We start from the raw sequence: 24527 nt of genomic DNA on the forward strand, positions 1-24527 counted from the left end.
CCACCTAGACTGGAGATTGCCATAAAAGCGAAGGGAGAATGACATGAAATCAGTTCTCATTATCGCCGCTGTCTTTGGTTTTTCCGCCAGCGCAGCGCTTGCGGAATGCGCGGGTCATGAAAAGATCAACGCTTCCGTCCCTGCCGTCGACCGCGAATTCAAAACCGCAAGCATCGTTCCGCCGACGGAACCGGCTGACAAGCCCGTCGTCATCCTGAAAAAGACCGATCGCCTTCCCGCCGCGGCGGTTGCCACGACCGGCGAGCCCGAAGCCGCAATGCAACGCATGCAATAAGACAGGACCATGATCTCTTCATTCTGAAAATCCCGTGCGCGATGTGATCCGCACGGGATTTTTCATTACCTGGCTGCGTCGCGCCGCCGCCGTTTTGCAGCGTTTGAACGTCACCAGAAAGGCAGACAGCCTCAGCTGTCGAGCTTCAGCGACAATTGCCGCGGTCCTTCGCTCTTCTTGAGCACGTAAAGCGGCCGGGTGATGATGACCTCGGTGCGCCGCTGCAATTCGCGCCGGCGTTCCAGCGCGCGCTCGCGCATGTCACGGGAACGGGCCACGACGGTGAGGGCATTTTCTATGGTTGCGTCTGCTGTGTTCATCGCTGACCTCCATAATGTTCACTATATGTTCTCATTATTGGCCGCTTGTGTCAACACTAAGGCAGGCTGTCAGCGCCATTCCGACATTGCTGGGTAAACAGGGGCGTATCACGTGGCAGCGGGCGTGGGGCCCGGCACGGCTCCGCAAGGCGCATCATGCGCCTGCGGTGGAGACGTTTAGCCTACGCCAGCCTGGGGATCGGTGTGTGGGGATAAATATCAGAAGTACCCGGGCGCTGATCCGCCCCGGCGGCAGGGTGCATTCAGGAGTGGGGGCGTTGGTCCGGCGCTGGGAGCGTCGATAACATATCGGTGAGATGTTCGCTGGCGAGCGCCACGATGGCGAGTGCGGCCTGCTGGCGGTTCCAGCCGGCATGTTCGGCTTTTTCAATGAGCCCCTGAATGGAGGGTTCCAGTGCAAACTGGCACTCGGCCTGATAGTCCATGGTGTCGATCGAAAGCGACGGGGAATTGATTGCGGCCCGCATCGTTTGGTCTCCCTGTTTTCCGTCATGTCCTTCAAACGCGAAACGCAAATTGGAACATGCACATTCAGAGGCCGGTGATACCGGATATGCCCCGCAGGGCCCGATATCACTGGCAGCGAATCCCCCAGCAGGCGGGAGTTAACGGCAAGTGCCTGTCGCTGTCAACGAATGCCCGGTAGCGATGAGGCGGGGATGCGCTTTTTCAGAGGCTTCGGTTGCGGAAGGGTTTTCGTCTCCAGATCAGCAGAGCCATGACATAAAGCGCGAAAAGGACGAACCATGTGACCGGAAGCACCATGAAAAGCGCCGCGAAAGCACAGCTTCCCTCGAAACAGGAGCCGAGGAGCCCGGAATCGGCAAGGGCTGCCGATAATAAAAACGCACATACCCCGCTCCCGACCGCGCCGAGGACGAACAGCAATATGGTGATGAGTAATCTCATAATCTCGATCATAGGGATGATTGAGACAGCTTTGCGGAAGTAACGTCACCGCAACGCCGAGAATCGCGCTTTCGTCCGCTTCATCGCAAGATTTTGAAGAGGCATCCCGGGATCGTTGGTTGCCTCGACGCAGCATGACTGAAAAACCGCCCGGGGATTATGTCAATTTCCTTTCTGTGGCGCGGTTTTAACGTATATCTTGATTAATGGTGGTATATTTTGTAATATATTGTGTAATATAAATATTATTGTGATGGATTTGAGAAAGTTCATTAGTATTTTTGCTTCATAATTTTGTATCTAGGTTAGGCGATATATCCCATTTTTATTTCATTGATATTTTAACCATCACTTACTGACAAGCGGCACGGGCTCACCATCCTGCGGCTGTTTCGCGAGGAAAGGATAGCAAATTTGTTCATTCTTTCATTCCCGGCTTGCCCGACCGGCAAGCTCTCGGGCCTTGTGGCCTGCGCCATCGTGCTGACAGGTTTCCTGACGCAGGCTTCCGCTCAGTCGCGCGCCTGCAACGACCCTACGCCTGTCGGCAATCTCAACGAAATGTTCGATGCCATCTTCGCCTGCTGGGCGCCGCCGGAGGACACGGAGGGACTGGTGGTGACGCTGCAGTTCATTTTGCACAAGGACGGAAGGATAAGGGACAAGGTGGTGGTGATTGCCGCGCGCCCGCAGGAGGATAGTCCAAGACGCAGGGCCTTCATCGAATCCGCCATCGAGGCGGTAAGGCGGGCGGCACCTGTTCCCTTTACCGAGCAGTTTGGAAGCCGTATCGCCGGCCGGCCGCTGGCGCCGCGTTTTGTCGGTGTAAAAGAGCCTGTGCCGACGCTGGAACTTTAGAGGAGGTCAGGCGAAAACACGCGCGCCGCTTCGAGCGCTGGCGTCGTGACTGCCGGCAGCAAATTTACTGCTATCGCGCGGAATGCCAGACCTAAGACGAGGCTTCCGAATCTCACGCGATGCTTCAATCCGGCATCGCAACGTCTTGTCATTATGGAGAAATTTGGTGGGTGATGTAGGGCTCGAACCTACGACCCGCTGATTAAGAGTCAGCTGCTCTACCAACTGAGCTAATCACCCGACCGGCACCGTGTGGCGGTGTGAGGGGGCGTATAAAGGGGAAGTTTGGGCTTGTCCAGCGCGTAAATGAAATTTCTTCGATTTTTGTGACGAAAAAATTTCGGCCGCGCTGGAAAAGCCTGGAAATACGGGGTTTTACGGATTTTTTCTTTTCGTCATCCGCGCCTGAACGCCCGCCCGATAAAGATGAGGATGCAAGCGCCGATGAAGCCGGCGATCAAATATCCCAGCCAGCCGGTCAAAACGATTCCGAAGACCGAAAGGATGGCGTTGGCGATGATGGCGCCGACGATTCCGAGAAGGATGTTCATGAAAACACCCATATTGCTTTTCATGAATTGTTCGGCGAGCCACCCCGCGACGCCACCGATGATGATGGCTGCAATCCAGCCAATGCCAGCAGATTCCATGATTTCCTCCCATGTTTGCTGCACGATCAAAGGTGATGATTCGCGCGGGGAAAAGCAAGGTAAACTCCTGAAAACCTCGCTTCATGCGGGTGGTTTTCCGCGCTGCAGGCGCTAAATAGCCTGATGCGGTGCAAGAGATGAAAGGCGTGGATGTGCGGTTGATGTTTGGCGGATGGATGAGCGGCAGGCGGGTGCTTCACAAGCGGGCGGGCCGTGGCCGGCGTAGCGGCGGACTTGCCGCCTTTCTGGTTGCGATTTTTGCGCTTTTCAGCGTCTTGAGCGTTGCGCCTGTCTCGGCGCAGGAGGCGACGACGCCCACGGCGCCGGGCGCCATCCAGCCCTCGACCATCGAGCAGGCAAAAGCCGATCTGGAAAAATGGAAATCGGATCTGGCGTTTATTTCGGGACAGGTGGAGGCAGGCGGACGCGATGACGCCCAGCTTGTCGATCTCAAGGGGCGGGCGGACGGTATCGCCGCCGATGCTGCCGCAACCAACACCAAGCTTCGCGCGCGACTGGACCAGATCAAGACCCGGCTGGATGCACTGGGTGCCGCGCCCGGCGAAGGGCAGCCTCCGGAAGCCGACATGGTGACGGACGAGCGTAACCGGCTGACGGCGGAACGCGGCGAAGTGAATGCCGTGGCCGGCGAGGTGGAGGCCACGGCCAATAATGCCGCACAAATTTCCAACAATATAACAGCCGTCCGCCGGGCGCTGTTTGCCGCAACGCTGTTCAAGCGAACGGAAGTCTCCGCCGAGACGCTCGGTGATGCCTCGTCCGCCTTCCTGACGGAACTCACCAACCTCAACAATGCCTTCAGCAGCTGGGCAGCCTATGTATGGAATTACAAGCGGCTGCCGATGTTCGGGGCGGTGACGCTGTCGATCATGGCCGCATTGCTGTTTCTGGTTGGCGGCTACCGTCTTTTCGGCAGTCGTATGGAGCGGCGCGCCTTCACGGGGGCACCATCCTATTTGAGACGGCTATCGGTGGCCTTCTGGTCCACCATGGTGCAGTCGCTGTCGCTGTTCCTGTTTCTGCTGACGTCGGCGTTTTTCCTTGATAATTTCAACGTGTTGCGGTCCGACATCGCGCCGATCCTGTTCGGCGCCATGGCGGTCACGGGCTTCGTTTATTTCGTGTCGCGGCTGAGCTATGCGATCTTTGCGCCGACGCAGCCGGAATGGCGCCTGCTGAAGGTTTCCAATCGCGGCGCACATCAGCTGTCCTCGGCCGTGCTTTTGATGGCGCTGGTGAATGGTCTCGATTATCTGTTCGGCACCATCAGCGAGACACTTTATTCGCCGCTTATCGTCACCGTCGCCAAGAGTTTCGTCGCCTCGATCATCATCGGCCTCATTCTGCTCGCCGTATCGTTCCTGAGGCCGGTGATCGGCGAGGGGCAGGATTACGAGACCGGCAACCAGCGCCTGCCGCGCTGGCTCGTCATTCTGCTGCGCATCGGCGGCCTCGTTCTCATCGGCGCGTGCCTGACGGGTTATGTCGGTCTTGCGCGCTTCCTCGCCACGCAGATCGTTGCGACAGGCGCGGTGCTGGCCACCATGTATATCGGCATTCTCTCAGGCAAGGCCATTTCCCGGCAGGGCGCCTTCGCCGAATCGCTCGTCGGCCGTTACCTTGCCCGCCGTTATGGCCTTGGACCCGTGCCGCTCGATCAGGCCGGGCTTGTGGCGGGGCTTGGCATCTATGCCGTGGCCTTGACCTTCGGTGTGCCGCTCATCCTGTTTTCCTGGGGCTTCCAGCCCGGCGATATAGAAAGCTGGGCTTATCGCCTGCTGACGGGCATCACCGTCGGCAATGCCTCGATCTCGCTGATCGGCATTTTCGGCGGCATTCTCGTCTTCGCCATCGGTTATATCATCACGCGCTGGTTCCAGAAGTGGCTGGACAGCAACGTCATGGCGCGCGGCCAGGTGGATGCCGGCGTACGCAACTCCGTCAAGACAGGCATCGGATATCTCGGCATTGCGGTTGCGGCCATTTTCGGCGTGTCTTCCGCCGGCCTCAACCTCTCCAGTCTGGCGCTGGTCGCTTCCGCCCTTTCGGTCGGTATCGGTTTCGGCTTGCAGAATATCGTGTCGAACTTCGTCTCCGGCCTCATCCTGCTGGTGGAGCGCCCGTTCAAGGTTGGCGACTGGGTGGTGACGGGAACGACCGAAGGCACGGTCAAGCGGCTTTCGGTGCGCGCCACGGAAATCGAGACCTTCCGCGGCCAATCGATCATCGTGCCGAATTCCGAATTCATCAATTCCTCCGTTGGTAACTGGACGCACCGCAACCGCATCATGCGCGCTGAAATACCGGTCTCCGTTGCCTATGATTCCGACCCGCAGCGGGTCATGGACATTCTGCTTGAGCTGGTGCGCGCCCAGCCGCCGGTATTGCGCAATCCCGAGCCGCATGTGGAATTCCTCCGTTTCGGCGACTTTTCGCTGGATTTCGAACTGCGCTTCCATCTCGCAGACCTCTCGAATGGGCTTGCCGTGAAGAACTCCCTGAGGATCGCCATTCTCCAGCGCTTCCGCGAGGAGGGCATCGCCATCCCGTTCCCGCAACGCAACCTCAACATCCACGTGGAAGGCGACGCCAATCCGCAGATGCTGGCAGCCCTGCTTTCGGAGGAGGGCGACAAGGCGGTGGTGGCCCATACGGGCGCCGCATCGCCAGAGAAAGAGGCGCCGAAAAACGACAAGGCGACAGAGCCGAAGGAGAAACCCGGCGCGAAAGCGTAGATCGCTGTTGATCGCGGACATTGAGTTCCGGCCAGTGGGCTCGCCGGTTTTCCCCTTCTCCCCGGCAGCGAGAAAGGTCGCGGCAGCGGGTTGAGGGGGCGCGCTCTGCGGAGTCCGGCAACGTTGCCCCTCATCCGATCCTCCGCGCCAGCTTCTCTCCGGCGGGAGAAGAAAAGAGCGGCAAAGCTGTGCAACGTTCGTCCGGCACGCTCCGCAATTTCTTCCCTGTCGCAGCACCCTATGGCCATGTCGCAATCAGGCGGCTGAACAACCCGCAAGCGCTTCATATTCCTCCCATCCAAAGCTGGCGGAATAAGGCAAAGCCAGCGCTTTTCAGGGGTTCTGTAAATGAAGACACATGCACGGGCGGTGGTGATCGGTGGCGGCGTCGTCGGCGTCTCGACGCTTTATCATCTGGCCAAGAAGGGCTGGAGCGACAGCGTGCTCATCGAGCGCAAGGAGCTGACCTCCGGTTCCACCTGGCACGCGGCCGGGCTTCTGCCGCTGTTCAACATGAGCTACTCGGTTGGCCAGATCCACAAATATTCCGTGAAGTTCTACGAGGAACTGCAGGAAGAGACCGGCATGAATGTCGGTTTCTCCAAGGTCTCCAACATCCGTCTCGCCCGCACCAAGGATCGCTGGGACGAATATATGTATTATGCCGGCATTGCCGAGACCATCGGCGTGCGCGTCAACATGCTGACGCCGGAGCAGGTGAAGGAGATCTGGCCGCTTTGCGAGACGGACGGCCTGCTCGGCGCCATCCAGCATCCTGACGATGGTTATATTCAGCCCGCCGATCTGACGCAGGCGCTGGCCAAGGGCGCGCGTGACCGCGGCGCGACCATCTATCGCAACACGACAGTCACCGCCATCGAGCAGCTTGAAGACGGTCACTGGAAGGTGACGACAGACAAGGGCGAGATCATCGCCGAACACATCATCTCCTGCACGGGCTCCTTTGCCCGCAAGACCGGCGAGATGGTCGGCATCAACATTCCGGTCATTCCGGTCGAGCATCAGTACATCGTCACCGAGCCGCATCCGGCCATTCAGGAACGCCGCCGCCAGGGCTTGCCGGAAATGGGCGTGCTGCGCGAATCCGACTCGGCCTGGTACATGCGTGAAGAGGCGGGCGGGCTGATCCTCGGTCCTTATGAAGTTGGCGCGCCGGTCTGTTATGTCGACGGTCCATCCGATGACAGCGAATATGAGCTGTTCCAGGAAGAACTCGATCGACTGATGCCGCATATCGAAACCGCCATGGTGCGCGTTCCGGCCTTCGGCGAAGTCGGCATCAAGAAGGTCTACAATGGCGCGATTGCCTATACACCTGATGGCAATCCAATCGTCGGTCCTGCGCCGGGCCTGAAGAATTTCTGGCTGAACGAAGGCCATTCCTTCGGCATCACCGCCGCTGGTGGTGCTGGCTGGCAGCTGGCCGAATGGATCGTCGATGGTGAGCCGACGCTCGACCTGATGGGTGTCGATCCGCGCCGCTTCGGCCCTTACGCAACGGAAGGTTACCTCATCGCCAAGAACGAGGAAGCCTATGCCAACGTCTTCACCATGCATTACCCGGATGAAGAGCGCTCTGCCGCGCGCCCGCTGAAGACGACGCCGGTTTATGACCGTCTGAAGAAGCTCGGCGGCGTGTTCGGCTCCGTCTATGGCTGGGAGCGCGCCAACTGGTATGCGCCCGAAGGTTACGCGCTGCGTGAGGAAGACCTCGGCGTTGGCGCCGACGTCATCACCAGTCATAACCATGCACCGGCTCTGGATGACGGCCGTATCGTTGAGAAGTGGTCGTTCCGCCGCTCGAACTACTTCGAGCATGTCGGCAACGAAGTGAAGAACGTGCATCAGAATGTCGGCGTGCTCGATATGTCGGCCTTCGCGAAGATGGAGGTTTCCGGCCCCGGCGCGCGTGCCTGGCTCGACAGCATTCTCGCCAATGCGGTGCCGAAGAAGCGAGGCCGCATCGCGCTCACCCATCTTCTGACGCCGAATGGCGGCGTGAAGGCGGAGTTCACGGTCTATGAATGGGCGCCGGGCCGCTTCTACATGGTTTCGGCCGGTGGTCTCGAAGCGCATGACCATGACGTGCTGTTCCGCCTGGCGCCGACCGATGGCTCGGTCGTGCTGCAGCCTATCACCCAGAAATACGGCGTGCTGGTTCTGGCCGGTCCGAAATCGCGTGATCTCCTGAAGAAGCTGACCCGCACCAGCCTTGAGAACAAGGACTTCCCCTGGCTCACCGGCAAGCAGATTTCCGTCGGCGTTGCGACTGCGCATGCGCTGCGCGTCAACTTCGTGGGTGAACTTGGCTGGGAGTTGCATCACCCGATCGAGATGCAGAACTACATCTTCGACCGGTTGATGGAAGCCGGTGCCGAATTCGGCATCAAGCCTTTCGGTATCCGCGCCATGGTTTCCATGTCGCTCGAAAAGTCCTATCGCAATATGGGCCGCGAGCTTTCGGTGGAATACAATGCCTATGAATCGGGTCTCGACCGTTTCCTGCGCCCGGAGAAGAGCTTCATCGGCCGCGACGCACTGGTGGCCTACAAGGAGGCGGGCCTGAAGTCGGTCTTCTCGACGCTCACCGTGTCGGGCAATACGGATGTCGATGCGCGCGGTTCGGAAGCGATCTTCGATGAAAACGGCGCACTTGCAGGGCGCGCGACGAGCGGCGGTTTCGGCTGGCGTCTCGGCAAGTCGATCGCGCTCGCCATGCTCAAGCCGGAATATGCCGCAGTCGGCACCAAGCTCAAGATCCGCATTCTCGGCACGTCCTATGACGCTGAGGTGGTGGAAGAAAGCCCGTTCGACACCGACAACGCGCTTCTGCGCGCATAAGACCAAAATCCCCTCCCAAAGTCGGAATACGGCCCCTCGCGGGCCGTATTTCCGTTTAAGTAAGCATGTGCTCAACTGATGCTTCAGGAAAAGTGCTATTAATCATTCTGAAAAATGAGCCTGCTATCTTCCGCTGACATACGATGGGGGATCGGGGCAGAATGAATTTCCTGGGCATCACGGGCATGCAATATTCGGGCGTGCCTTTTACCAATAACCGCATTTTACTGGCGGAAGACAGTAACGTATTTACCCAGATGGTGAGCCGGCGGCTCAACGAGATGCTGGGCGTTACCGTGGAAGTATGCCGCTCCTTCGAGGAATTGCAGGCCTGCTACGAACATTCTTCCGAGCCGGTGACGCTCGCCATTTCCAACATCAACCTGCCGGGCGCGGAAAAGGGTGAAGCGCTGGAATATCTGATCGATCTATCGATCCCGACTATCGTTTTCACCAGCACCTTTCACGAGGCGACGCGTGAAACGCTGATCGCCAAGGACGTGGTGGATTATATTCTGAAAGACAATATCTTCGCCGTGGATATGCTGACGGAATCCGTCTGCCGCTTCCTCACCAACCACCGCCATCATGTGCTGATCGTTGACGACAGCCCGACGGCGCGGGCGCTGCTTTCGAGCCGTCTCAAGCGTTATAATTTCCGCGTCAGCCTGGCAGACAGCGGTGCGAAGGCGCTCGATATTCTAAGGGCCAACCCCGATATCGGCCTCGTCGTCACCGACTATAACATGCCCGACATTGACGGTTTCGAGCTGACGCGGCGCATCCGCACCGTGCGCGGCTCCCATGAACTGCGCATCATCGGTGTTTCCTCCTCCACCAACCGTCTGCTGTCGGCGCGTTTCCTGAAGGCTGGCGGCAATGATTTCATGCTGCGGCCCTTCATTGATGAAGAGTTCTATTGCCGCGTCAACCAGAACCTCGATACGCTGGTGCAGATACAGCTGGCGAAGTCCGGGGTGCGGCCGGCTGCGTGAGCCGGACGCTCGTCTTCAAAGCTGAGATTCAAGCGGCAGGAAACGCATGATGCCGGCGATGAGGCGGCGGCCGATAGCGGCGTCTGGCTCGCGCCGGTAGGTCTTGGTACGGCCCTGTTCCTCCGTCGTCCAGACGATGCGGTTGCTGCTGTCGATCTCCAGTTCAAAGCTCATCGTGCGGCGGATTTCCTCGGCGAATATTTCGTCCATGCAAGCGACCAGCGGCGGCGATGTGAAGACCACGCCCATCTCCGTGTTGAGGGAGGCCGAGCGCGGATCGAAATTCAGCGAGCCGATATAACCTGTCATGCCGTCACGCGTGAATGCCTTGGTGTGCAGGCTCGCCTGTCCGGAACCGCGCAGGGTGAAGTTCGGCTGGTCCACCTGCGAACGCAGCTCGTGCAGGCGCACGCCGCCCGAGAGAAGCGGCTTGCGATAACGGGCATATCCGGCGTGAACGGCGGCCACATCCGTCGCCGCCAGGGAATTGGTTAGGATGGCCAGCGATACGCCCCGTTCGGCAATATCAAGGAAAATCTCAACGCCCTGTTTGCCGGGAATGAAATAGGGGGATGTGACGTGCAGGCTGTCGCTTGCCGCCTGCAGCAGGGGCAGCAGGCTTTCCATCAGGAAGTTGTGGCCCTTCCGCCGCTTGCCTGCCGCTTTTTCCGGAGGATCGGCAAGCACATCCACGGAACCCACCCAGTGCATGCGGTCCGACATCAGGAAATGATCTCGGTCATACTGGCTTTCAACGCGCTCAAGATAAGGTTTTGCGGCTTCGCTTTTTGGCAGGGCGTCCAGCTCGCGCCGTAATCTTGCGAGTTTGCTCGGCCTGCGCGCCAGAAGCGAGCGAACGGGGACGGAAACGGCGCTGTTCCAGTAATCATCGAAGATTTCCGTTGCGTCGGCCACGACGTCACCGAAGCCGAGAATATCGAAATCGTGGAAATTCGCCCGTTCGGCCGCATCGAAATAGGCGTCGCCGATATTTCGACCGCCAACGATCACCGCGCGGCCATCGGCAATCCAGGCCTTGTTATGCATGCGGCGATTGACACTGCGAAAGCGCAGCAAAAGTTCCATGCCGCGATGGAGCATGTTCTCCCGCGCCCGGGTGGGGTTGAACAGGCGAAGTTCGATGTTGGGATGGCTGTCGATGGCGTGGAAAATTCGGTCTGACATGGAGACGCCGAGATCATCGAGCAGCAGCCGTACCCGCACGCCGCGATCGGCCGCCGCGATGACCTCGCGCATCATCAGCCGTCCCGTCAGGTCCGCATTCCACATGTAATACATGAGATCGAGGCTACGCCCGGCCGCGCGCGCCGCCGCGACGCGCACCGCAAATGCATCGAGATTGGAATGTAGCAGGCACAGCGCATTCTTTTCGCTCCAGCCGTTCTTTATGGTCTGCCAGTGCCGATCCAGCACAGTTTCGTCCTCAGTGACGGGCAGGGCGGCGGAGGGGCGTTTGGGAATGGATTTTTCCCGCTGTTTACCGATGACGACAAACAGGCTCGGCCCGACGAGCAGCAGAAGAATGATGATGAAGACCGTAAATGCAGTCACTTGTTTTGATCGCTCCCGGCCTGGAGAGTATCAGGCGGGATGGAAACGCGCGAGGGAATAAAGCGTTCATTTCGGTTCGGCGGCAGTATGAAAAACCGGTACAGGCGCGACAACGGGCTTGCCAAACACATAAGTGCGTGCTTATGTGTATTTATGACAGAGAACGATATATTCCGGGCACTGGCCGATCCCACGCGCCGTGCCATTTTCGAAAAGCTGGCGGATGGTGCCATGAATGCCTCTGCCCTGCGCGAAGGGATCGAGATCAGTCAGCCGGCCATGTCGCAGCATCTTTCGGTTCTTCGCGGCGCCGGGCTAGTGGTTGAAAGACGGCAGGGCCGTTTCGTCAATTACGAGGTCGATCCGGAGGGGCTGACACGCATTGCTGCGTGGCTCGGCAAATATCGCGCCTACTGGCCACAGCGCATTGAGGCTCTCAAACTCCTGCTGAAGGATATGGACCAATGAACAGGGATGCAGCGGAAGCGCCGAAAAACGGCATTGAACTTGAATATGATCTGGACGAGCCGCCGCAAAAGGTCTGGCGCGCCATCAGCATTGCAGCGTTCCGTGAAAACTGGCTGCCGAACGAGGCTCTGGCGGAACCTGACGCGATCGACATCAAACCCGGCGAGGAAGTGCGCTACCGGCTGCGTGAAGACATTCCACCATTTCTGGAAAGCACCGTAACCTTCAGGATCGCGGCCAATGCCGAGGGCGGCACGAGCCTTCGCATCATTCATGAACTGCCCACAAATACCGGCCGGACGATGAAGGCCGCCGCAAACCACAACGGCCCGCCGATCAAGCTCGCCGCCTGATCCCACTCGTTTCCCGACATTTTCAAACACAGGAGTTCGCCGATGCGCGAAGTGATGCAACTCGTCCCTATGGTCGTCGAACAATCATCAAGGGGAGAAAGATCTTTCGACATTTATTCGCGCCTGCTGCGGGAAAGGATCATCTTTCTCAATGGCGAGGTCAACGATGCAGTTTCAGCGCTCGTCTGCGCGCAATTGCTGTTTCTCGAAGCGGAAAACCCGAAGAAGCCGATCTATCTTTATATCAATTCTCCGGGTGGCGTCGTGACGAGCGGCCTGGCGATGTACGATACGATGCATTACATCCGCGCCCCGGTTCACACACTCTGTATGGGCACGGCCCGTTCCATGGGATCGTTCCTGCTAATGGCGGGCGAACCGGGCGAGCGCACAGCACTTCCCAATGCCAGCATCCACATTCATCAACCGCTGGGCGGTTTCCAGGGACAGGCATCGGACATGCTGATCCACGCCGAGGAGATGCAGCAGACCAAGCACCGCATGACGCGGCTTTACGCCGAACATTGCAAACAGAGTTATGAGAAATTCGAAGCGGCCATGGATAGGGATTTTTTCATGACGGCGGAGCAAGCGTTGGAATGGGGTCTGATCGACCGCGTTTTGGGCGTTCGTGAGGATATCGCGGCGTAGTGCCGGGTACTATCCGCAAGATGTTGTTTCCATATCAACACAAAAGGCAGCGCCATGCGCTGCCTTTCAAAGGTCTATCCGGATGATCAAATATCCAGATTATCTGCAAAAGCCGCCCGCTCCTGAATGAAGCGGAAACGGGCATCGGCCTTGGTGCCCATCAGATTGTCGACAGCCTCGCGCGTGCCCTCGAAGTCCACGTCATCGATCTCGACGCGCAGCAGGGTGCGCTTTTCGGGGTCCATGGTGGTTTCCTTGAGCTGGGCGGCCATCATTTCACCGAGGCCTTTAAAGCGGCCCACTTCGACCTTTTTGCCCTTGAAGACGGTTTCCATCAGCTCGGCGCGGTGGGCGTCGTCGCGGGCATAGGCGGATTTCGCGCCCTGACGGATGACGTAGAGCGGCGGCACTGCCAGATAGAGGTGGTTGCCGCGAATGAGTTCCGGCATTTCCTGATAGAAGAAGGTGATGAGCAACGAGGCGATATGGGCGCCGTCGACGTCGGCATCGGTCATGATGATGATGCGCTCATAACGCAAATCTTCTTCGCGGTACTTGGTGCGGGTGCCACAGCCGAGCGCCTGGATGAGATCGGCGATCTGCTGGTTGGCGGAAAGCTTTTCGCGGCTGGCACTGCCGACGTTGAGGATTTTACCACGCAGCGGCAGAATGGCCTGATTGGCGCGGTTGCGCGCCTGTTTGGCCGAGCCGCCAGCCGAGTCACCCTCGACAATGAAAAGTTCGGCGCCTTCGGCCGTGTTCTGGGAGCAATCCGCGAGTTTGCCGGGCAGGCGCAGCTTGCGCACGGCGGTCTTGCGGTTGACTTCCTTTTCCTTGCGGCGGCGCATACGCTCTTCCGAGCGCTCGATGACCCAGTCGAGCAGCTTTGCCGCCTCGGCCGGGTTGCCGGTCAGATAATGGTCAAATGGATCGCGCAGCGCGTTTTCGACGATGCGCTGGGCTTCGACGGTGGCGAGCTTGTCCTTGGTCTGGCCGACGAATTCCGGCTCGCGGATGAAAACGGAGAGCATGCCGGCCGCCGAAATCATCACGTCATCGGTGGTGATGTCCTTGGCGCGCTTGTTCTGCGTCAAGTCGGCATAGTTCTTCAGGCCCTTGGTGAGCGCGATGCGCAGGCCCGCTTCATGCGTGCCGCCTTCGGGTGTTGGGATGGTGTTGCAATAGGAATGGATCTGCGTGTCGCCGCCGTACCAGGTCACCGCCCATTCCAGCGCGCCGTGACCGCCGGTCTTTTCGGTACGGCCTGAGAAAATCTCGCGGGTGACGGTAAATTCCTTGCCGAGCGTGGCGGCGAGATAATCCTTCAGGCCGCCCGGGAAATGGAACACGGCCTTTTCGGGGATTTCTCCATCGGCCGGCACCATGCCGGGATCGCAGCTCCAGCGGATTTCGACGCCGCCGAAGAGGTAAGCCTTGGAGCGGGCCATGCGGAAGATGCGGGCCGGTTCGAATTTCGCGTGATCGCCGAAGATTTGCGGATCGGGATGGAAACGCACGCGGGTGCCGCGGCGATTATGCACGTCGCCAAGCTCTTCCAGCGGACCGATCGGCAGGCCGCGCGAAAAACGCTGGCGGTAAAGCTTGCGGTTTCGCGCCACTTCCACTTCGAGAAGATCGGAGAGCGCATTCACCACGGAGACGCCGACGCCGTGCAGGCCGCCAGAGGTCTCGTAGGCCTTACCGTCGAACTTGCCGCCGGCATGCAGCTTGGTCATGATGACTTCGAGCGTCGATTTGCCCGGAACCTGCGGGTGGTTCTCCACGGGAATGCCGCGGCCGTTATCGGTGACCGTCAGGAAGCCTTCGGCATCGAGATGAACCTCGATGAAATTGGCGTGACCGGCGACGGCCTCGTCCATGGAGTTGTCGATGACTTCGGCGAAGAGGTGGTGCAGCGCCTTCTCGTCCGTGCCGCCGATATACATGCCGGGACGCATGCGCACCGGCTCGAGGCCCTCAAGCACGCGGATCGATGATGCGCCGTAGTCGTCACCGGCTGGAGACGCGGGCGGCGGAGGGGCAGACGACGCGACGGGGGCCGCGGCTGCAACGGCTGCGGGTTTCTGCTGCACGTTCACATTGGCAGCAGCGGTCGCCGGGGCCTTCACGGGCTTCGCCGCGTCCTCGTTCGTGTCCGTGTCGCTGTTTCGTGCCGCCGGAAGACCGGAGAAGAGATCGTTGCTGTCGTCCATCATGTCCAAAGTTCAAAAGCGTGTGTCAGAATTTCGCCATGCGAATCATTTTGCCATCAGCGTCAATATACCGCCAAACGTGGTTCCCGTCCGATTGAACCGGGGTCCGCCTAGGCAAGCGCGGCGCATCCTATGTCACGATTGTGTCAGGGTTTCGCAACAGGAGGATTGCGCTGCCGGCCTTGCGATGGCAAGTCTCGCAGCCACGAATGAACGGTTAGCCAAGGCATGTCCACAGCTCATTTCACGTTTTGTACTCTTTTCAGCCTGACTGTGGCGGCCATGCCCGTCGCAGCCTCCGCCGCCGACGGGCCGCTGCGGCCTTTCAAGGACGAGTTGTTTTCCGCGCAGACGGTGCTTTCCACGGGCGATGGCGGCGCATCCGAAGTCATCGACTACAAGGAGATGCGCGACATCAACGGCCGCGACGAGGTGCCGGAGCGGCGGGTGAAGCGGCAATATGTGGATATGGCGCCGAAGAAGGTGCAGGCACTGGAAACCGTGACGTTCGCGGGCAGGGCGCTTGAGGTCGGTCGCGTCGGCCCGGCCAGCGGGCAGGCGTTCACCATCATCTTCATCCATGGGCGCGGCGGTGACCGGCGGCTTGGCATGAACGACTATACGTTCGGCGGTAATTTCAACCGGCTGAAGAATCTGGCCGTCGCCAATGGCGGCACCTATTACGTGCCGAGTGTTCGTTCCTTCGATGAGAACGGCGTTGCCGACATTACGGCGCTGATTGCGGATGCGGCCAAAAAATCCGGCGGCAAGCCTGTCATATTGACCTGCGCCTCAATGGGCAGTTTCATCTGCTATGGCATTAGCCGCGACAAGGCAGCCGTTGCCAATCTCAAGGGAATGGCGATCCTGGGTGGCGCGGTCGATCCTGACTTTCCCAAAAGCGCTTTCGCGAAGGCGAAGAAGCCGGTCTGGTTTACCCATGGCAGCGCCGACAAGGTTTATTCGGCCGATCAGCAGGCGACGATCTTCCGTACGCTGTTGAAGGCTGGGGAGCCCGCGCGGTTCACGCGCTATGAGACTGGCAGCCACGGCACGCCGGTGCGGATGACCGACTGGCGGGCGGTTCTGAACTGGATTTTGAGCCGATAAGGGATCGCGGCGGGCTCGGTCACGACAAATTTTGCCAGATTTGCCGCTCGTTTTAACTCTTGGGCCGCTTTTTTGTACCAATTGCTGCCCGCTGCGGTTAAAGGAATATCCGGGAAATTGCGGCAGAGCTTCTGTCGTGATCAAGGGCCGTCAGCGGCTGAGGGATGGGGCGCCGCCAGGGCTGCGCCCCGAGACAAAGGGAATGGGATACGCATGACGCCGAATGTTCGACCGCTTGTTGCCGGAAACTGGAAGATGAACGGCACGCGTGCCTCGCTCGACCAGATCAAGGCCATGGCAGAGGGTGTCAAGGGCGCGCTGTCCGGGAAGGTGGATGCGCTGATCTGCCCGCCTTCAACGCTGCTTTATGTCGCGACCGCGCTCTGTGACGACAGCCCGCTGATGATCGGCGCGCAGGATTGCCACCAGAACGCCTCCGGTGCCCATACTGGCGATATTTCCGCCGAGATGATTGCCGACTGCTTCGGCACCCACGTCATCGTTGGTCACTCCGAGCGCCGCACCGACCATGCCGAGACTGATCACCTGGTTCGCGCCAAGGCATCTGCCGCCCATGCGGCCGATCTCATCGCCATTGTCTGCATTGGCGAAACGGCCGATGAGCGCAAGGCGGGCCAGACGCTCGATATTTTGAAGCGTCAGCTTGCCGGCTCGCTGCCGGATGAGGCAACGGCGGAAAATACCGTTATCGCTTATGAACCCGTCTGGGCGATTGGCACCGGCCTTACGCCGACGGTGGACGATGTGCGCGAGGCTCATGCCTTCATGCGCGACGAGCTCGTCAAGCGCTTCGGCGATGCCGGAAAGACCATGCGCATCCTTTATGGTGGATCGGTAAAGCCGGCTAATGCGCTGGAACTGATGGGCGTTGAAAACGTCGATGGCGCGCTGATTGGTGGCGCGAGCTTGAAAGCGTCGGACTTCCTGTCCATCTATGCGGCATATGAGCGACTGACGGCCTGAATGAGGCTTTCCTGAAAGAGTATCGGGAAAGGGGCTTGGAATAAGCCTTCGCCTCATGTAAAGAGCCGCAAAACCTTCTTTATGGTGCTCCGCGCGGGGCATGGAATGGATTGTCATGCAGACCGTTTTGATTGTTATTCACCTCATGATCGTGCTGGCGCTTGTCGGCGTGGTCCTGATCCAGCGTTCCGAAGGCGGCGGCCTCGGTATCGGCGGCGGTTCGGGCTTCATGTCCGCGCGCGGAACGGCCAATGCCCTGACGCGCACCACCGCGATCCTTGCGGCGCTGTTCTTTGCAACGTCGCTCGGCCTTGGTCTTCTGACCCGTTACGAATCGCGTCCGACCGATATCCTGAACCGTATTCCGGCCACGCAGGGCCAGGGTAACGGCATTCTCGACACGCTCGGCCCGTCGACGACGCCTTCGACGCCGGCTCCGGCTGAAAATGGTGTTCCGACCAATAACGGCGCTGCTGCTCCCGCACAGACCACACCGGCTCCGGCTGCTTCCGGCACGGCCGCTCCGGCCCCGGCGCAGCCCGCCGATCCGAACACAGTTCCGACCGGTCAATAAGCCCGGTTCTGATTTAACGCTCCGGCAGGCCAAAAGCCTGCCGGTTTTCTTTTGTTCGCATTCCGGCCAGTTGAATTGTGAATTCGTCAACAGCGAATTTGCAACAGCATGAAATTTGGGCTGGCGGAATCAGAGGTAAAAAGGTATCCGGTGAATCCCATGGCGCGATATGTATTCATCACAGGCGGCGTGGTCTCCTCTCTCGGTAAGGGCATCGCAGCTGCTGCACTCGGAGCTTTGCTGCAATCCCGTGGTTATCGGGTGCGGCTTCGCAAACTCGACCCCTATCTGAACGTCGATCCCGGCACCATGAGCCCGACACAGCACGGTGAAGTGTTCGTGACTGACGACGGTGCCGAGACGGACCTCGACCTTGGCCACTATGAACGCTTTACCGGGCGTTCGGCCACCAAGACCGACAACATCACCACCGGTCGCATCTACAAGAACATCATCGACAAGGAACGGCGCGGCGACTATCTCGGCGCAACGGTTCAGGTCATTCCGCATGTCACCAACGAGATCAAGGATTTCGTGATCGAAGGCAATGACGATTACGACTTCGTCATCTGCGAGATCGGTGGCACAGTGGGTGACATCGAAGCGATGCCGTTCATGGAAGCGATCCGTCAGCTCGGCAACGACCTGCCGCGCGGCACGGCGATCTATCTTCACCTGACGCTGATGCCCTATATTCCGGCGGCAGGCGAATTGAAGACCAAGCCGACCCAGCATTCCGTCAAGGAACTGCAGGCGCTCGGTATTCACCCCGACATCCTTTTGGTGCGCGCTGACCGGGAAATCCCGGAAGCCGAACGCCGCAAGCTTTCGCTGTTCTGCAACGTGCGTCCTTCCGCCGTCATCCAGGCGCTGGATGTGGCGAATATCTATGACGTTCCGATTGCCTACCACAAGGAAGGCCTCGATTCGGAAGTGCTGGCCGCTTTCGGCATCGAGCCGGCGCCCAAGCCGCGTCTGGAGCAGTGGGAAGAGGTCTGCAACCGTATCCGCACGCCGGAAGGCGAAGTGACGATTGCGATCGTCGGCAAATATACCGGCCTCAAGGACGCGTATAAGTCGCTGATCGAGGCGCTGCATCACGGCGGCTTTGCCAACCGCGTCAAGGTCAAGCTCGAGTGGATCGAGTCGGAAGTCTTCGAAAAGGAAGATCCGACGCCCTATCTCGAAAAGGTCAACGGCATTCTGGTGCCGGGCGGTTTCGGCGAGCGTGGTTCGGAAGGCAAGATCATGGCGGCGCAGTTTGCGCGTGAGCGCAACGTGCCCTATTTCGGCATCTGCTTCGGCATGCAGATGGCGGTCGTGGAAGCGGCCCGTCATCTGGCCGGCATCGAAAATGCCTCTTCGACCGAATTCGGTCCGACGTCCGAGCCGGTTGTCGGCCTCATGACCGAATGGGTGAAGGGCAACGAGCTGGAGAAGCGCTCCTCCAAGGGTGATCTCGGCGGCACGATGCGCCTCGGCGCCTATAAGGCGGCGCTGAAGAAGGATACCAAGATCGCCGAGATTTATGGCTCCACGGATATTTCCGAGCGCCACCGTCACCGCTACGAGGTGAATGTGGACTACAAGGACCGGCTGGAAGAATGCGGCCTCGTCTTCTCCGGCATGTCTCCGGATGGTGTGCTGCCGGAAACGGTGGAATATCCTGATCATCCGTGGTTCATCGGCGTTCAGTACCATCCGGAATTGAAGAGCCGCCCGCTCGACCCGCATCCGCTTTTCGCTAGCTTCATCGAAGCGGCGGTGGAACAGAGCCGGCTGGTTTGACGGTTTGAAGGATTGTGAAGAGGGCCGCGAAAGCGGCCCTTTTTTGTTTGCGGGAAGTCAGGACATCTCCTCCGTCACCCCGGACTTGATCCGGGGTCCAGTGCGATCAAGTCTTTGATCGCAAAAGACTCTTTTCACGGCGCAGACGCGCCGTGGCTGGACGCCGGATCTAGTCCGGCATGACGGAGAACTCTTCCCCGACTGACCATCCTGAGATTCGTTCGGAATGGGCTTGTCTTTAGTTGAGCAAACAAAAAAACGGGCCCGAAGGCCCGTTTTGCATTCCACCAAAATTCAAACAGGCTTACTTCGGCCCGATCATGTTCTCCGGGCGCACATACTGGTCGAATTCCTCGTTGGTGAGGTATCCGCCACCAACGGCTTCCTCGCGCAGGGTCGTGCCGTTCTTGTGGGCGGTCTTGGCGATCTTGGCGCAGATGTCGTAGCCGAGCTTGCCGTTCAGTGCAGTGACGAGCATCAGAGAGTTTTCGACCCCCTTCTTGATGTTGTCTTCGCGGGCCTCGATGCCGACGACGCAATTGTCGGTGAAAGAGACGGCCGCGTCGCCCAGAAGCTGGACGGACTGCAGGAAGTTATAGGCCATCATCGGGTTATAGACGTTGAGCTCGAAGTGGCCCTGCGAACCGGCGAAGGAGAGCGCTGCATTGTTGCCGAAGATGTGGGCGCAAACCTGCGTCAGTGCTTCCGACTGGGTAGGGTTGACCTTGCCCGGCATGATGGACGAGCCGGGCTCGTTTTCCGGCAGCGAGAGTTCGCCGAGACCGGCGCGGGGGCCGGAGCCGAGGAAGCGGATGTCGTTGGCGATCTTGAAGAGTGCCGCTGCTGCCGCGTTGATCGCGCCATGCGAGAAGACCATGGAATCATGCGAGGCAAGCGCTTCGAACTTGTTCGGCGCGGTGACGAAGGAAAGGCCGGTGATCTTCGAAATTTCCTCGGCCACCTTTTCGGCAAAACCAACAGGGGCATTGAGGCCCGTGCCGACGGCCGTGCCGCCCTGGGCGAGCTTGGAAAGCGCAGGCAGGGTGGTTTCGATGTTGGCGATGGCGGAGGCGACCTGCGCGGCGTAACCGGAGAATTCCTGGCCGAGCGTCAGCGGCGTTGCATCCTGCGTGTGGGTGCGGCCGATCTTGATGATCTTTTCGAACTGCTTGACCTTGGCTTCCAGCGCCTGATGCAGGTGCCTCAGGCTCGGCAGCAGGTGGTGAACGATCTGCTCGACGCAGGCGATGTGCATCGCCGTCGGATAGGTATCGTTCGAAGACTGGCTCATGTTGACGTGGTCGTTGGGATGAACCGGCTTCTTGCTGCCCATTTCGCCGCCGAGCATCTCGATTGCGCGGTTGGAAATCACCTCATTGGCGTTCATGTTGGACTGGGTGCCGGAGCCGGTCTGCCAGACGACGAGCGGGAAATGTTCGGTCAGCTTGCCGTCGATGACTTCCTGTGCGGCGGCGATGATGGCTTCACCGATCTTTGGGTCGAGGCCGGCGAGCGCCATGTTGGCGCGGGCGGCGGCCTGCTTGACGATGCCGAGCGCGCGAACGACAGAGGCGGGCTGCTTTTCCCAGCCGATCTTGAAGTTGCCGAGCGAGCGCTGCGCCTGCGCGCCCCAGTAGCGATCGGCCTGAACTTCAATAGGGCCAAATGTATCGGTTTCCGTCCGTGTGGCTGTCATCAATCTTGCCTTTTTACTCGTGTTCCTCCGCCAAAACGGCGCCTTCGCCCGCCTTGCGCGGCCGATATATAGAATCATCGCGGCGGCAAAGAAAGCCGCTGCAATGCGGCGCGGGAAGATATTTCCCGTCGTTGCGCGGCGATTTGCCTGCAGCGAATGCAGCAAGGCGAAAAACCCGGCCGCGTGGCATTTTTACTACGTCATGAAAAGGCAGGAAAACCGGGCTTGTACCGGGGCGGGCGCTCAAAGCAAAGTGAATGAAATAAATAGAAATTTAACCATTCTCGCCAATTCTGGAAATTACGTTTTTACGGCTTTGGCTGTATTATGAGGTTCATTTCGGCACGATTTTGAGCTTTGGGCGTTTTCTTTTCAACAGGCCGTTGATCGGCTAGACAGGCATGAAACTAATGCCCGCCGTTTTTGCCGGTGGTGCTGGGTGCTACGAGGATCAAATTGCAAGTCACATCTGGAAAATCATCGGCAGCACTGGTGCTGGCTCTCGGTCTTTCCGTTTCCACCGCTCTTCCCGGCAGCGCCGGTGCGGTGACCCTGATGGACCTCCTGCGCGGCGGGCCCGGCAAGATCGCGCGGGATCGCGGCGAGTTGCCGCCGGCCGGCATCGTCACCTCGCCATCCGGCTCCGGATCGGGTGCCGGTCAGAGTGCTGATGCTTCCGATCCCGAGCCTTTGCCCCGCGTTTCCGGCCCACGCTATTATGATTACAAGGCGGATACAGCCCGGGCGGTGAACACCGCGAATTTCGGCGAAGGCCTTGCCAATCTCAAGTTCAGCGCCACGCCCGAGATCGCCAAGGCGCTTGAGGCTTATTACGGCGCTGGCGGCAAGACGTTGTGGGTATCCGGTGGCGAACTGACCGAGCGCGCCAACGCCGCCATCGCTTTCCTGGAGACGGTTGGCGAAAGCGGTCTCGATCCCGCCGATTACAGCATTTCCGCACCGGCCAAGGATGTGACTGCGAGTATCAGCAGCAATGTTGCCGGCACCACATCGAACGGCACACCGGTCGAGACGGCTTCGGCGCCTGTTTCCGATGCCTATCAGCGGGCGCAGATGCAGTTCGAGCTGGCGCTGTCCGCCAAGGTTCTCGCCTATGTGCAGGATACGACCCGTGGCCGCGTCGATCCGAACCGGCTGTCCGGTTACCATGATTTCAAGCGCAAGACGGTGAACCTCGCTCCCGTGCTGAAGCTTGCTGGCCTTAGCCCAGATGTGGCCGCTTATCTGCGCAGCCGCGAGCCCTCCAGCGCCGAGTATCAGGCGCTGAAGGCAGAGCTTGCCCGCCTGCGTGGCGAGGGCGATGCCGCCCATGTCGTTCGTGTTCCCGCCGATCTGGTGCTGAAGCCCGGCAACAGCAGCGCTGACATGGCGAGTGTCGTCAAGGCTATCGAACATCGGGCTTCTCCCGCCTTCAAGGCGGAACATGCCGCAACGATCTCCGCTTACCAGCAGACGCCGGATTACACGCCCGATCTCGTCGATCTGGTGAAGGCGTTCCAGAGCGAAAATGGCCTGAAGGCGGATGGCGTCATCGGTCGTGCGACCGTGCGCGCCATGGTCGGCGAAAGCAACGACGCGAAGATCGCCAAGGTGCAGGTGGCCATGGAGCAGATCCGCTGGCTGCCGGCCGATCTCGGCCAGCGTTACGTCTTCATCAACCAGCCCGCCTTCATGGCCTATTACCACAATGATGGCGTCGAACAGTTCGGCATGAAGGTCGTGGTCGGCTCCAAGGCCAACCAGACCTATTTCTTCCAGGACGAGATTCAGACCGTCGAGTTCAACCCCTATTGGGGCGTACCGCAGTCGATCATCATCAACGAGATGCTGCCGAAGCTGCGCCGTGACCCATCATACCTCGATCGCCTGGGTTACGAAGTGCAGGTGAATGGGCGCGCCGTGTCATCCTCCAGCGTCAACTGGTATGGCTCGACCAACGCCGTTTCCGTGCGCCAGCCGCCGAGCAGCGACAATGCGCTGGGCGACCTGAAAATCCTCTTCCCCAACGCACATGCCATCTACATGCATGACACGCCGGCCAAAAGCTTCTTCAACCGCGACATGCGGGCGCTGAGCCACGGCTGTATCCGCCTGGTCGACCCGCGCCGCATGGCGGCTGCCGTTCTCGGCACCAGCGTTGACAAGGTTGGCGAGCAGATTGCGTCAGGCAAGAACCGCGCCGTGCAGGTGCCGGAAAAGATTCCGGTTTATGTGGCCTATTTCACCGCCTGGCCGGATAAGGACGGCAAGGTCCAGTTCTTCGATGATGTCTATGATCGCGACAGCTACGTGCAGAAGGCCTTTGCGGTGACGACGAAGGCAAGGGCCAGCTCGATCTGATTGGGGTCTATTCAAAAGAAAAGCGCCGGAGACGGCGCTTTTTTTGTTTTATGGATCGGTTTTGGAGTAGTTCGGCTGCAGACCCTGTCAGGGATGTTGGGCGTAAATGGGTACTCCGTCACCCCGGACCTGATCCGGGGTCCAGCGCGATCAAGTCCTTGATTGCAAAGGCTCCTTTCACGGCGCAGACACGCCGTGGCTGGATGCCGGATCAAGTCCGGCATGACGGACGGCAGGGAAGTCGTTTAGCTCTCATTGATGTCGAAAGTGCCGTTTCCTTGCGTTTGTCGCTCAGTCTCTCAAGCCGCGGCCGCACCCCTTGCAATCAGCTTCTCGAACAATGTCGGTGTCAGCGCATCAAAATTATCGATTACTACATCCGGCTTCAGCTCGGCCATCGGTACATCCGTGTAACCGAAAGTGACGCCGATGGAGGGCACGTTGGCGTTTTTCGCGGCGAGGATATCGTTGATGCTGTCGCCGACCATGACCGTGCGCCTGATATCGCCGCCAGCCCTTTCGATGGTCCCCAAGATATGGCGCGCGTCCGGCTTGCGGAATTCGAACGTGTCGCCACAGGTGATGGCCGCGAAATACGGCGTAAGGCCGAGTTTGTCGAGCAGCGGTACAGCGAGGACTGCGGTCTTGTTGGTGCAGACGGCAAGCGTGATGCCGGATTGCGAAAGCGCATCCAGCGTTTTGACGATGCCGGGGTAGGGGCGGCTTTCGCCGGGCATTTCAGCGCGGTAATGGGTGATGAAGCGTTCGTAGAGCGGATCGATTTCGGCTTCCGGCAGCTCCGTTTCGCGCAGTGCAAAGGCCCGCTTGATCATGACCCGCGCGCCCTGGCCGACGAGATGCGTCAGGTCGTCGTAGGTGACGGGCGCAAGCCCGGCGGCGGCAATGGTATGGTTGAGGCTCGAGACGAGATCAGCGGCGGTATCGACCAGCGTACCGTCGAGATCGAAAATGGCGAGCGGGGAGAGCGGGCGGGATGTCACGGAAACGGCCTCTTGTAGAATGCGGGGCTGAGCTATTCATGCTTTCATTCGCGCCAAGCCTAGGCAAAGCCACCTGTCTTTGCAACCGCA

The 24527-nt window shown here is 59.5% G+C and carries 22 protein-coding genes and 1 tRNA gene; 14 read left to right on the forward strand and 9 right to left on the reverse strand.

The genetic code is table 11. The features are described from left to right. Nucleotides 1–43 precede the first annotated feature (43 nt). A complete protein-coding gene (locus tag BLU28_RS08405; RefSeq protein ID WP_004442021.1) occupies nucleotides 44–295 on the forward strand; it encodes a hypothetical protein in 252 nt (83 codons plus the stop codon). A gap of 131 nt (nucleotides 296–426) precedes the next feature. On the opposite strand, the gene BLU28_RS08410 is transcribed toward BLU28_RS08405, so the two are convergent. The 3 genes from BLU28_RS08410 to BLU28_RS08420 all read right to left on the reverse strand — a co-directional run bounded on the left by BLU28_RS08410 (nucleotide 427) and on the right by BLU28_RS08420 (nucleotide 1557). Continuing rightward, entirely contained in the window at nucleotides 427–615 is a 189-nt protein-coding gene (locus BLU28_RS08410; protein ID WP_004442020.1) for a hypothetical protein, read from the reverse strand. Nucleotides 616–878: 263 nt separating this feature from the next. Continuing rightward, nucleotides 879–1103 (reverse strand): hypothetical protein, encoded by a 225-nt coding sequence (locus tag BLU28_RS08415; protein WP_077986283.1) that lies wholly within the window; start codon nucleotides 1101–1103, stop codon nucleotides 879–881. A 202-nt stretch (nucleotides 1104–1305) separates the two neighbouring features. After that, nucleotides 1306–1557: a hypothetical protein gene (locus tag BLU28_RS08420; RefSeq protein WP_004442017.1), complete on the reverse strand. Its 252-nt coding sequence runs from the start codon at nucleotides 1555–1557 to the stop codon at nucleotides 1306–1308. Nucleotides 1558–1959: 402 nt separating this feature from the next. Between BLU28_RS08420 and BLU28_RS08425 the strand changes: the two genes are divergently transcribed. Further along, a complete protein-coding gene (locus BLU28_RS08425) occupies nucleotides 1960–2403 on the forward strand; it encodes an energy transducer TonB (protein ID WP_222856666.1) in 444 nt (147 codons plus the stop codon). Nucleotides 2404–2567: 164 nt separating this feature from the next. Here BLU28_RS08425 and BLU28_RS08430 read toward each other — a convergent pair. Together BLU28_RS08430 and BLU28_RS08435 are read right to left on the reverse strand one after the other, a co-directional pair. Next, a tRNA-Lys gene (locus BLU28_RS08430) sits at nucleotides 2568–2643 on the reverse strand. 155 nt (nucleotides 2644–2798) lie between these two features. Then, the gene (locus tag BLU28_RS08435) at nucleotides 2799–3053 is read right to left on the reverse strand and encodes a GlsB/YeaQ/YmgE family stress response membrane protein (RefSeq protein ID WP_004442014.1); all 255 of its coding nucleotides are present in this window, start codon (nucleotides 3051–3053) and stop codon (nucleotides 2799–2801) included. Between the two features lie 137 nt (nucleotides 3054–3190). Between BLU28_RS08435 and BLU28_RS08440 the strand changes: the two genes are divergently transcribed. The 3 genes from BLU28_RS08440 to BLU28_RS08450 all read left to right on the forward strand — a co-directional run bounded on the left by BLU28_RS08440 (nucleotide 3191) and on the right by BLU28_RS08450 (nucleotide 9666). Further along, nucleotides 3191–5809, forward strand: a complete 2619-nt coding sequence (locus tag BLU28_RS08440) for a mechanosensitive ion channel family protein (protein ID WP_092651272.1) — start codon at nucleotides 3191–3193, stop codon at nucleotides 5807–5809. 348 nt (nucleotides 5810–6157) lie between these two features. Further along, on the forward strand, nucleotides 6158–8671 hold the full coding sequence (locus BLU28_RS08445; RefSeq protein ID WP_060942363.1) for a GcvT family protein: 2514 nt from the start codon (nucleotides 6158–6160) through the stop codon (nucleotides 8669–8671). A gap of 161 nt (nucleotides 8672–8832) precedes the next feature. Next, nucleotides 8833–9666, forward strand: coding sequence for a response regulator (locus BLU28_RS08450; RefSeq protein WP_004442009.1), 834 nt, complete (start codon nucleotides 8833–8835; stop codon nucleotides 9664–9666). A gap of 15 nt (nucleotides 9667–9681) precedes the next feature. Here the strand turns inward: BLU28_RS08450 and BLU28_RS08455 are convergent, their stop codons facing one another. Further along, nucleotides 9682–11238: a phospholipase D family protein gene (locus BLU28_RS08455; RefSeq protein WP_077986282.1), complete on the reverse strand. Its 1557-nt coding sequence runs from the start codon at nucleotides 11236–11238 to the stop codon at nucleotides 9682–9684. 153 nt (nucleotides 11239–11391) lie between these two features. Here BLU28_RS08455 and BLU28_RS08460 point away from each other — a divergent pair, with 153 nt between their 5' ends. The 3 genes from BLU28_RS08460 to BLU28_RS08470 are packed head-to-tail and all read left to right on the forward strand — an operon-like array spanning nucleotide 11392 to nucleotide 12710. Continuing rightward, nucleotides 11392–11706: an ArsR/SmtB family transcription factor gene (locus BLU28_RS08460; protein WP_006697387.1), complete on the forward strand. Its 315-nt coding sequence runs from the start codon at nucleotides 11392–11394 to the stop codon at nucleotides 11704–11706. After that, nucleotides 11703–12059 carry an SRPBCC family protein gene (locus tag BLU28_RS08465; RefSeq protein WP_006697388.1) on the forward strand — a complete coding sequence of 119 codons (357 nt, stop codon included), beginning with the start codon at nucleotides 11703–11705 and terminating at the stop codon, nucleotides 12057–12059. Before BLU28_RS08460 ends, BLU28_RS08465 begins: the two co-directional genes overlap by 4 nt. A gap of 42 nt (nucleotides 12060–12101) precedes the next feature. Continuing rightward, a complete protein-coding gene (locus BLU28_RS08470) occupies nucleotides 12102–12710 on the forward strand; it encodes an ATP-dependent Clp protease proteolytic subunit (protein ID WP_072494408.1) in 609 nt (202 codons plus the stop codon). A gap of 86 nt (nucleotides 12711–12796) precedes the next feature. Here the strand turns inward: BLU28_RS08470 and parE are convergent, their stop codons facing one another. Beyond that, on the reverse strand, nucleotides 12797–14926 hold the full coding sequence (parE, locus tag BLU28_RS08475) for a DNA topoisomerase IV subunit B (protein ID WP_077986281.1): 2130 nt from the start codon (nucleotides 14924–14926) through the stop codon (nucleotides 12797–12799). 225 nt (nucleotides 14927–15151) lie between these two features. Here parE and BLU28_RS08480 point away from each other — a divergent pair, with 225 nt between their 5' ends. The 4 genes from BLU28_RS08480 to BLU28_RS08495 all read left to right on the forward strand — a co-directional run bounded on the left by BLU28_RS08480 (nucleotide 15152) and on the right by BLU28_RS08495 (nucleotide 19379). After that, a complete protein-coding gene (locus tag BLU28_RS08480) occupies nucleotides 15152–16033 on the forward strand; it encodes a dienelactone hydrolase family protein (RefSeq protein WP_077986280.1) in 882 nt (293 codons plus the stop codon). Nucleotides 16034–16246: 213 nt separating this feature from the next. Beyond that, a complete protein-coding gene (gene tpiA / locus BLU28_RS08485) occupies nucleotides 16247–17017 on the forward strand; it encodes a triose-phosphate isomerase (RefSeq protein WP_077986279.1) in 771 nt (256 codons plus the stop codon). Between the two features lie 115 nt (nucleotides 17018–17132). Then, nucleotides 17133–17591: a preprotein translocase subunit SecG gene (gene secG / locus BLU28_RS08490; protein WP_077986336.1), complete on the forward strand. Its 459-nt coding sequence runs from the start codon at nucleotides 17133–17135 to the stop codon at nucleotides 17589–17591. Nucleotides 17592–17750: 159 nt separating this feature from the next. Then, on the forward strand, nucleotides 17751–19379 hold the full coding sequence (locus BLU28_RS08495; RefSeq protein WP_006697393.1) for a CTP synthase: 1629 nt from the start codon (nucleotides 17751–17753) through the stop codon (nucleotides 19377–19379). 304 nt (nucleotides 19380–19683) lie between these two features. On the opposite strand, the gene fumC is transcribed toward BLU28_RS08495, so the two are convergent. Continuing rightward, nucleotides 19684–21075 (reverse strand): class II fumarate hydratase, encoded by a 1392-nt coding sequence (gene fumC / locus BLU28_RS08500; RefSeq protein WP_060942550.1) that lies wholly within the window; start codon nucleotides 21073–21075, stop codon nucleotides 19684–19686. Here fumC and BLU28_RS25950 point away from each other — a divergent pair. Both BLU28_RS25950 and BLU28_RS08505 read left to right on the forward strand, forming a co-directional pair. Beyond that, on the forward strand, nucleotides 21065–21406 hold the full coding sequence (locus BLU28_RS25950; protein WP_135855988.1) for a hypothetical protein: 342 nt from the start codon (nucleotides 21065–21067) through the stop codon (nucleotides 21404–21406). The genes fumC and BLU28_RS25950 overlap by 11 nt on opposite strands. Nucleotides 21407–21531: 125 nt before the next feature. Then, nucleotides 21532–23436 carry a L,D-transpeptidase family protein gene (locus tag BLU28_RS08505; RefSeq protein ID WP_459166524.1) on the forward strand — a complete coding sequence of 635 codons (1905 nt, stop codon included), beginning with the start codon at nucleotides 21532–21534 and terminating at the stop codon, nucleotides 23434–23436. Between the two features lie 299 nt (nucleotides 23437–23735). Here the strand turns inward: BLU28_RS08505 and BLU28_RS08510 are convergent, their stop codons facing one another. Beyond that, complete coding sequence (locus tag BLU28_RS08510; RefSeq protein WP_035210905.1) at nucleotides 23736–24437, reverse strand: HAD family hydrolase; 702 nt, start codon at nucleotides 24435–24437, stop codon at nucleotides 23736–23738. Between the last annotated feature and the right edge of the window lie 90 nt (nucleotides 24438–24527).

Origin of the sequence: Agrobacterium pusense (assembly GCF_900102105.1) — a bacterium.
Taxonomy (GTDB): domain Bacteria; phylum Pseudomonadota; class Alphaproteobacteria; order Rhizobiales; family Rhizobiaceae; genus Agrobacterium; species Agrobacterium pusense.

What these genes read in the sequence shown, in the direction of transcription:
- BLU28_RS08405 (WP_004442021.1), top strand. Translation starts at nt 44, where the DNA reads ATGAAATCAGTTCTCATTATCGCCGCTGTCTTTGGTTTTTCCGCCAGC.
- BLU28_RS08410 (WP_004442020.1), bottom strand. Translation starts at nt 615, where the DNA reads ATGAACACAGCAGACGCAACCATAGAAAATGCCCTCACCGTCGTGGCC.
- BLU28_RS08415 (WP_077986283.1), bottom strand. Translation starts at nt 1,103, where the DNA reads ATGCGGGCCGCAATCAATTCCCCGTCGCTTTCGATCGACACCATGGAC.
- BLU28_RS08420 (WP_004442017.1), bottom strand. Translation starts at nt 1,557, where the DNA reads ATGATCGAGATTATGAGATTACTCATCACCATATTGCTGTTCGTCCTC.
- BLU28_RS08435 (WP_004442014.1), bottom strand. Translation starts at nt 3,053, where the DNA reads ATGGAATCTGCTGGCATTGGCTGGATTGCAGCCATCATCATCGGTGGC.
- BLU28_RS08440 (WP_092651272.1), top strand. Translation starts at nt 3,191, where the DNA reads ATGAAAGGCGTGGATGTGCGGTTGATGTTTGGCGGATGGATGAGCGGC.
- BLU28_RS08445 (WP_060942363.1), top strand. Translation starts at nt 6,158, where the DNA reads ATGAAGACACATGCACGGGCGGTGGTGATCGGTGGCGGCGTCGTCGGC.
- BLU28_RS08450 (WP_004442009.1), top strand. Translation starts at nt 8,833, where the DNA reads ATGAATTTCCTGGGCATCACGGGCATGCAATATTCGGGCGTGCCTTTT.
- BLU28_RS08460 (WP_006697387.1), top strand. Translation starts at nt 11,392, where the DNA reads ATGACAGAGAACGATATATTCCGGGCACTGGCCGATCCCACGCGCCGT.
- BLU28_RS08465 (WP_006697388.1), top strand. Translation starts at nt 11,703, where the DNA reads ATGAACAGGGATGCAGCGGAAGCGCCGAAAAACGGCATTGAACTTGAA.
- BLU28_RS08470 (WP_072494408.1), top strand. Translation starts at nt 12,102, where the DNA reads ATGCGCGAAGTGATGCAACTCGTCCCTATGGTCGTCGAACAATCATCA.
- parE (WP_077986281.1), bottom strand. Translation starts at nt 14,926, where the DNA reads ATGATGGACGACAGCAACGATCTCTTCTCCGGTCTTCCGGCGGCACGA.
- BLU28_RS08480 (WP_077986280.1), top strand. Translation starts at nt 15,152, where the DNA reads ATGTCCACAGCTCATTTCACGTTTTGTACTCTTTTCAGCCTGACTGTG.
- tpiA (WP_077986279.1), top strand. Translation starts at nt 16,247, where the DNA reads ATGACGCCGAATGTTCGACCGCTTGTTGCCGGAAACTGGAAGATGAAC.
- secG (WP_077986336.1), top strand. Translation starts at nt 17,133, where the DNA reads ATGCAGACCGTTTTGATTGTTATTCACCTCATGATCGTGCTGGCGCTT.
- BLU28_RS08495 (WP_006697393.1), top strand. Translation starts at nt 17,751, where the DNA reads ATGGCGCGATATGTATTCATCACAGGCGGCGTGGTCTCCTCTCTCGGT.
- fumC (WP_060942550.1), bottom strand. Translation starts at nt 21,075, where the DNA reads ATGACAGCCACACGGACGGAAACCGATACATTTGGCCCTATTGAAGTT.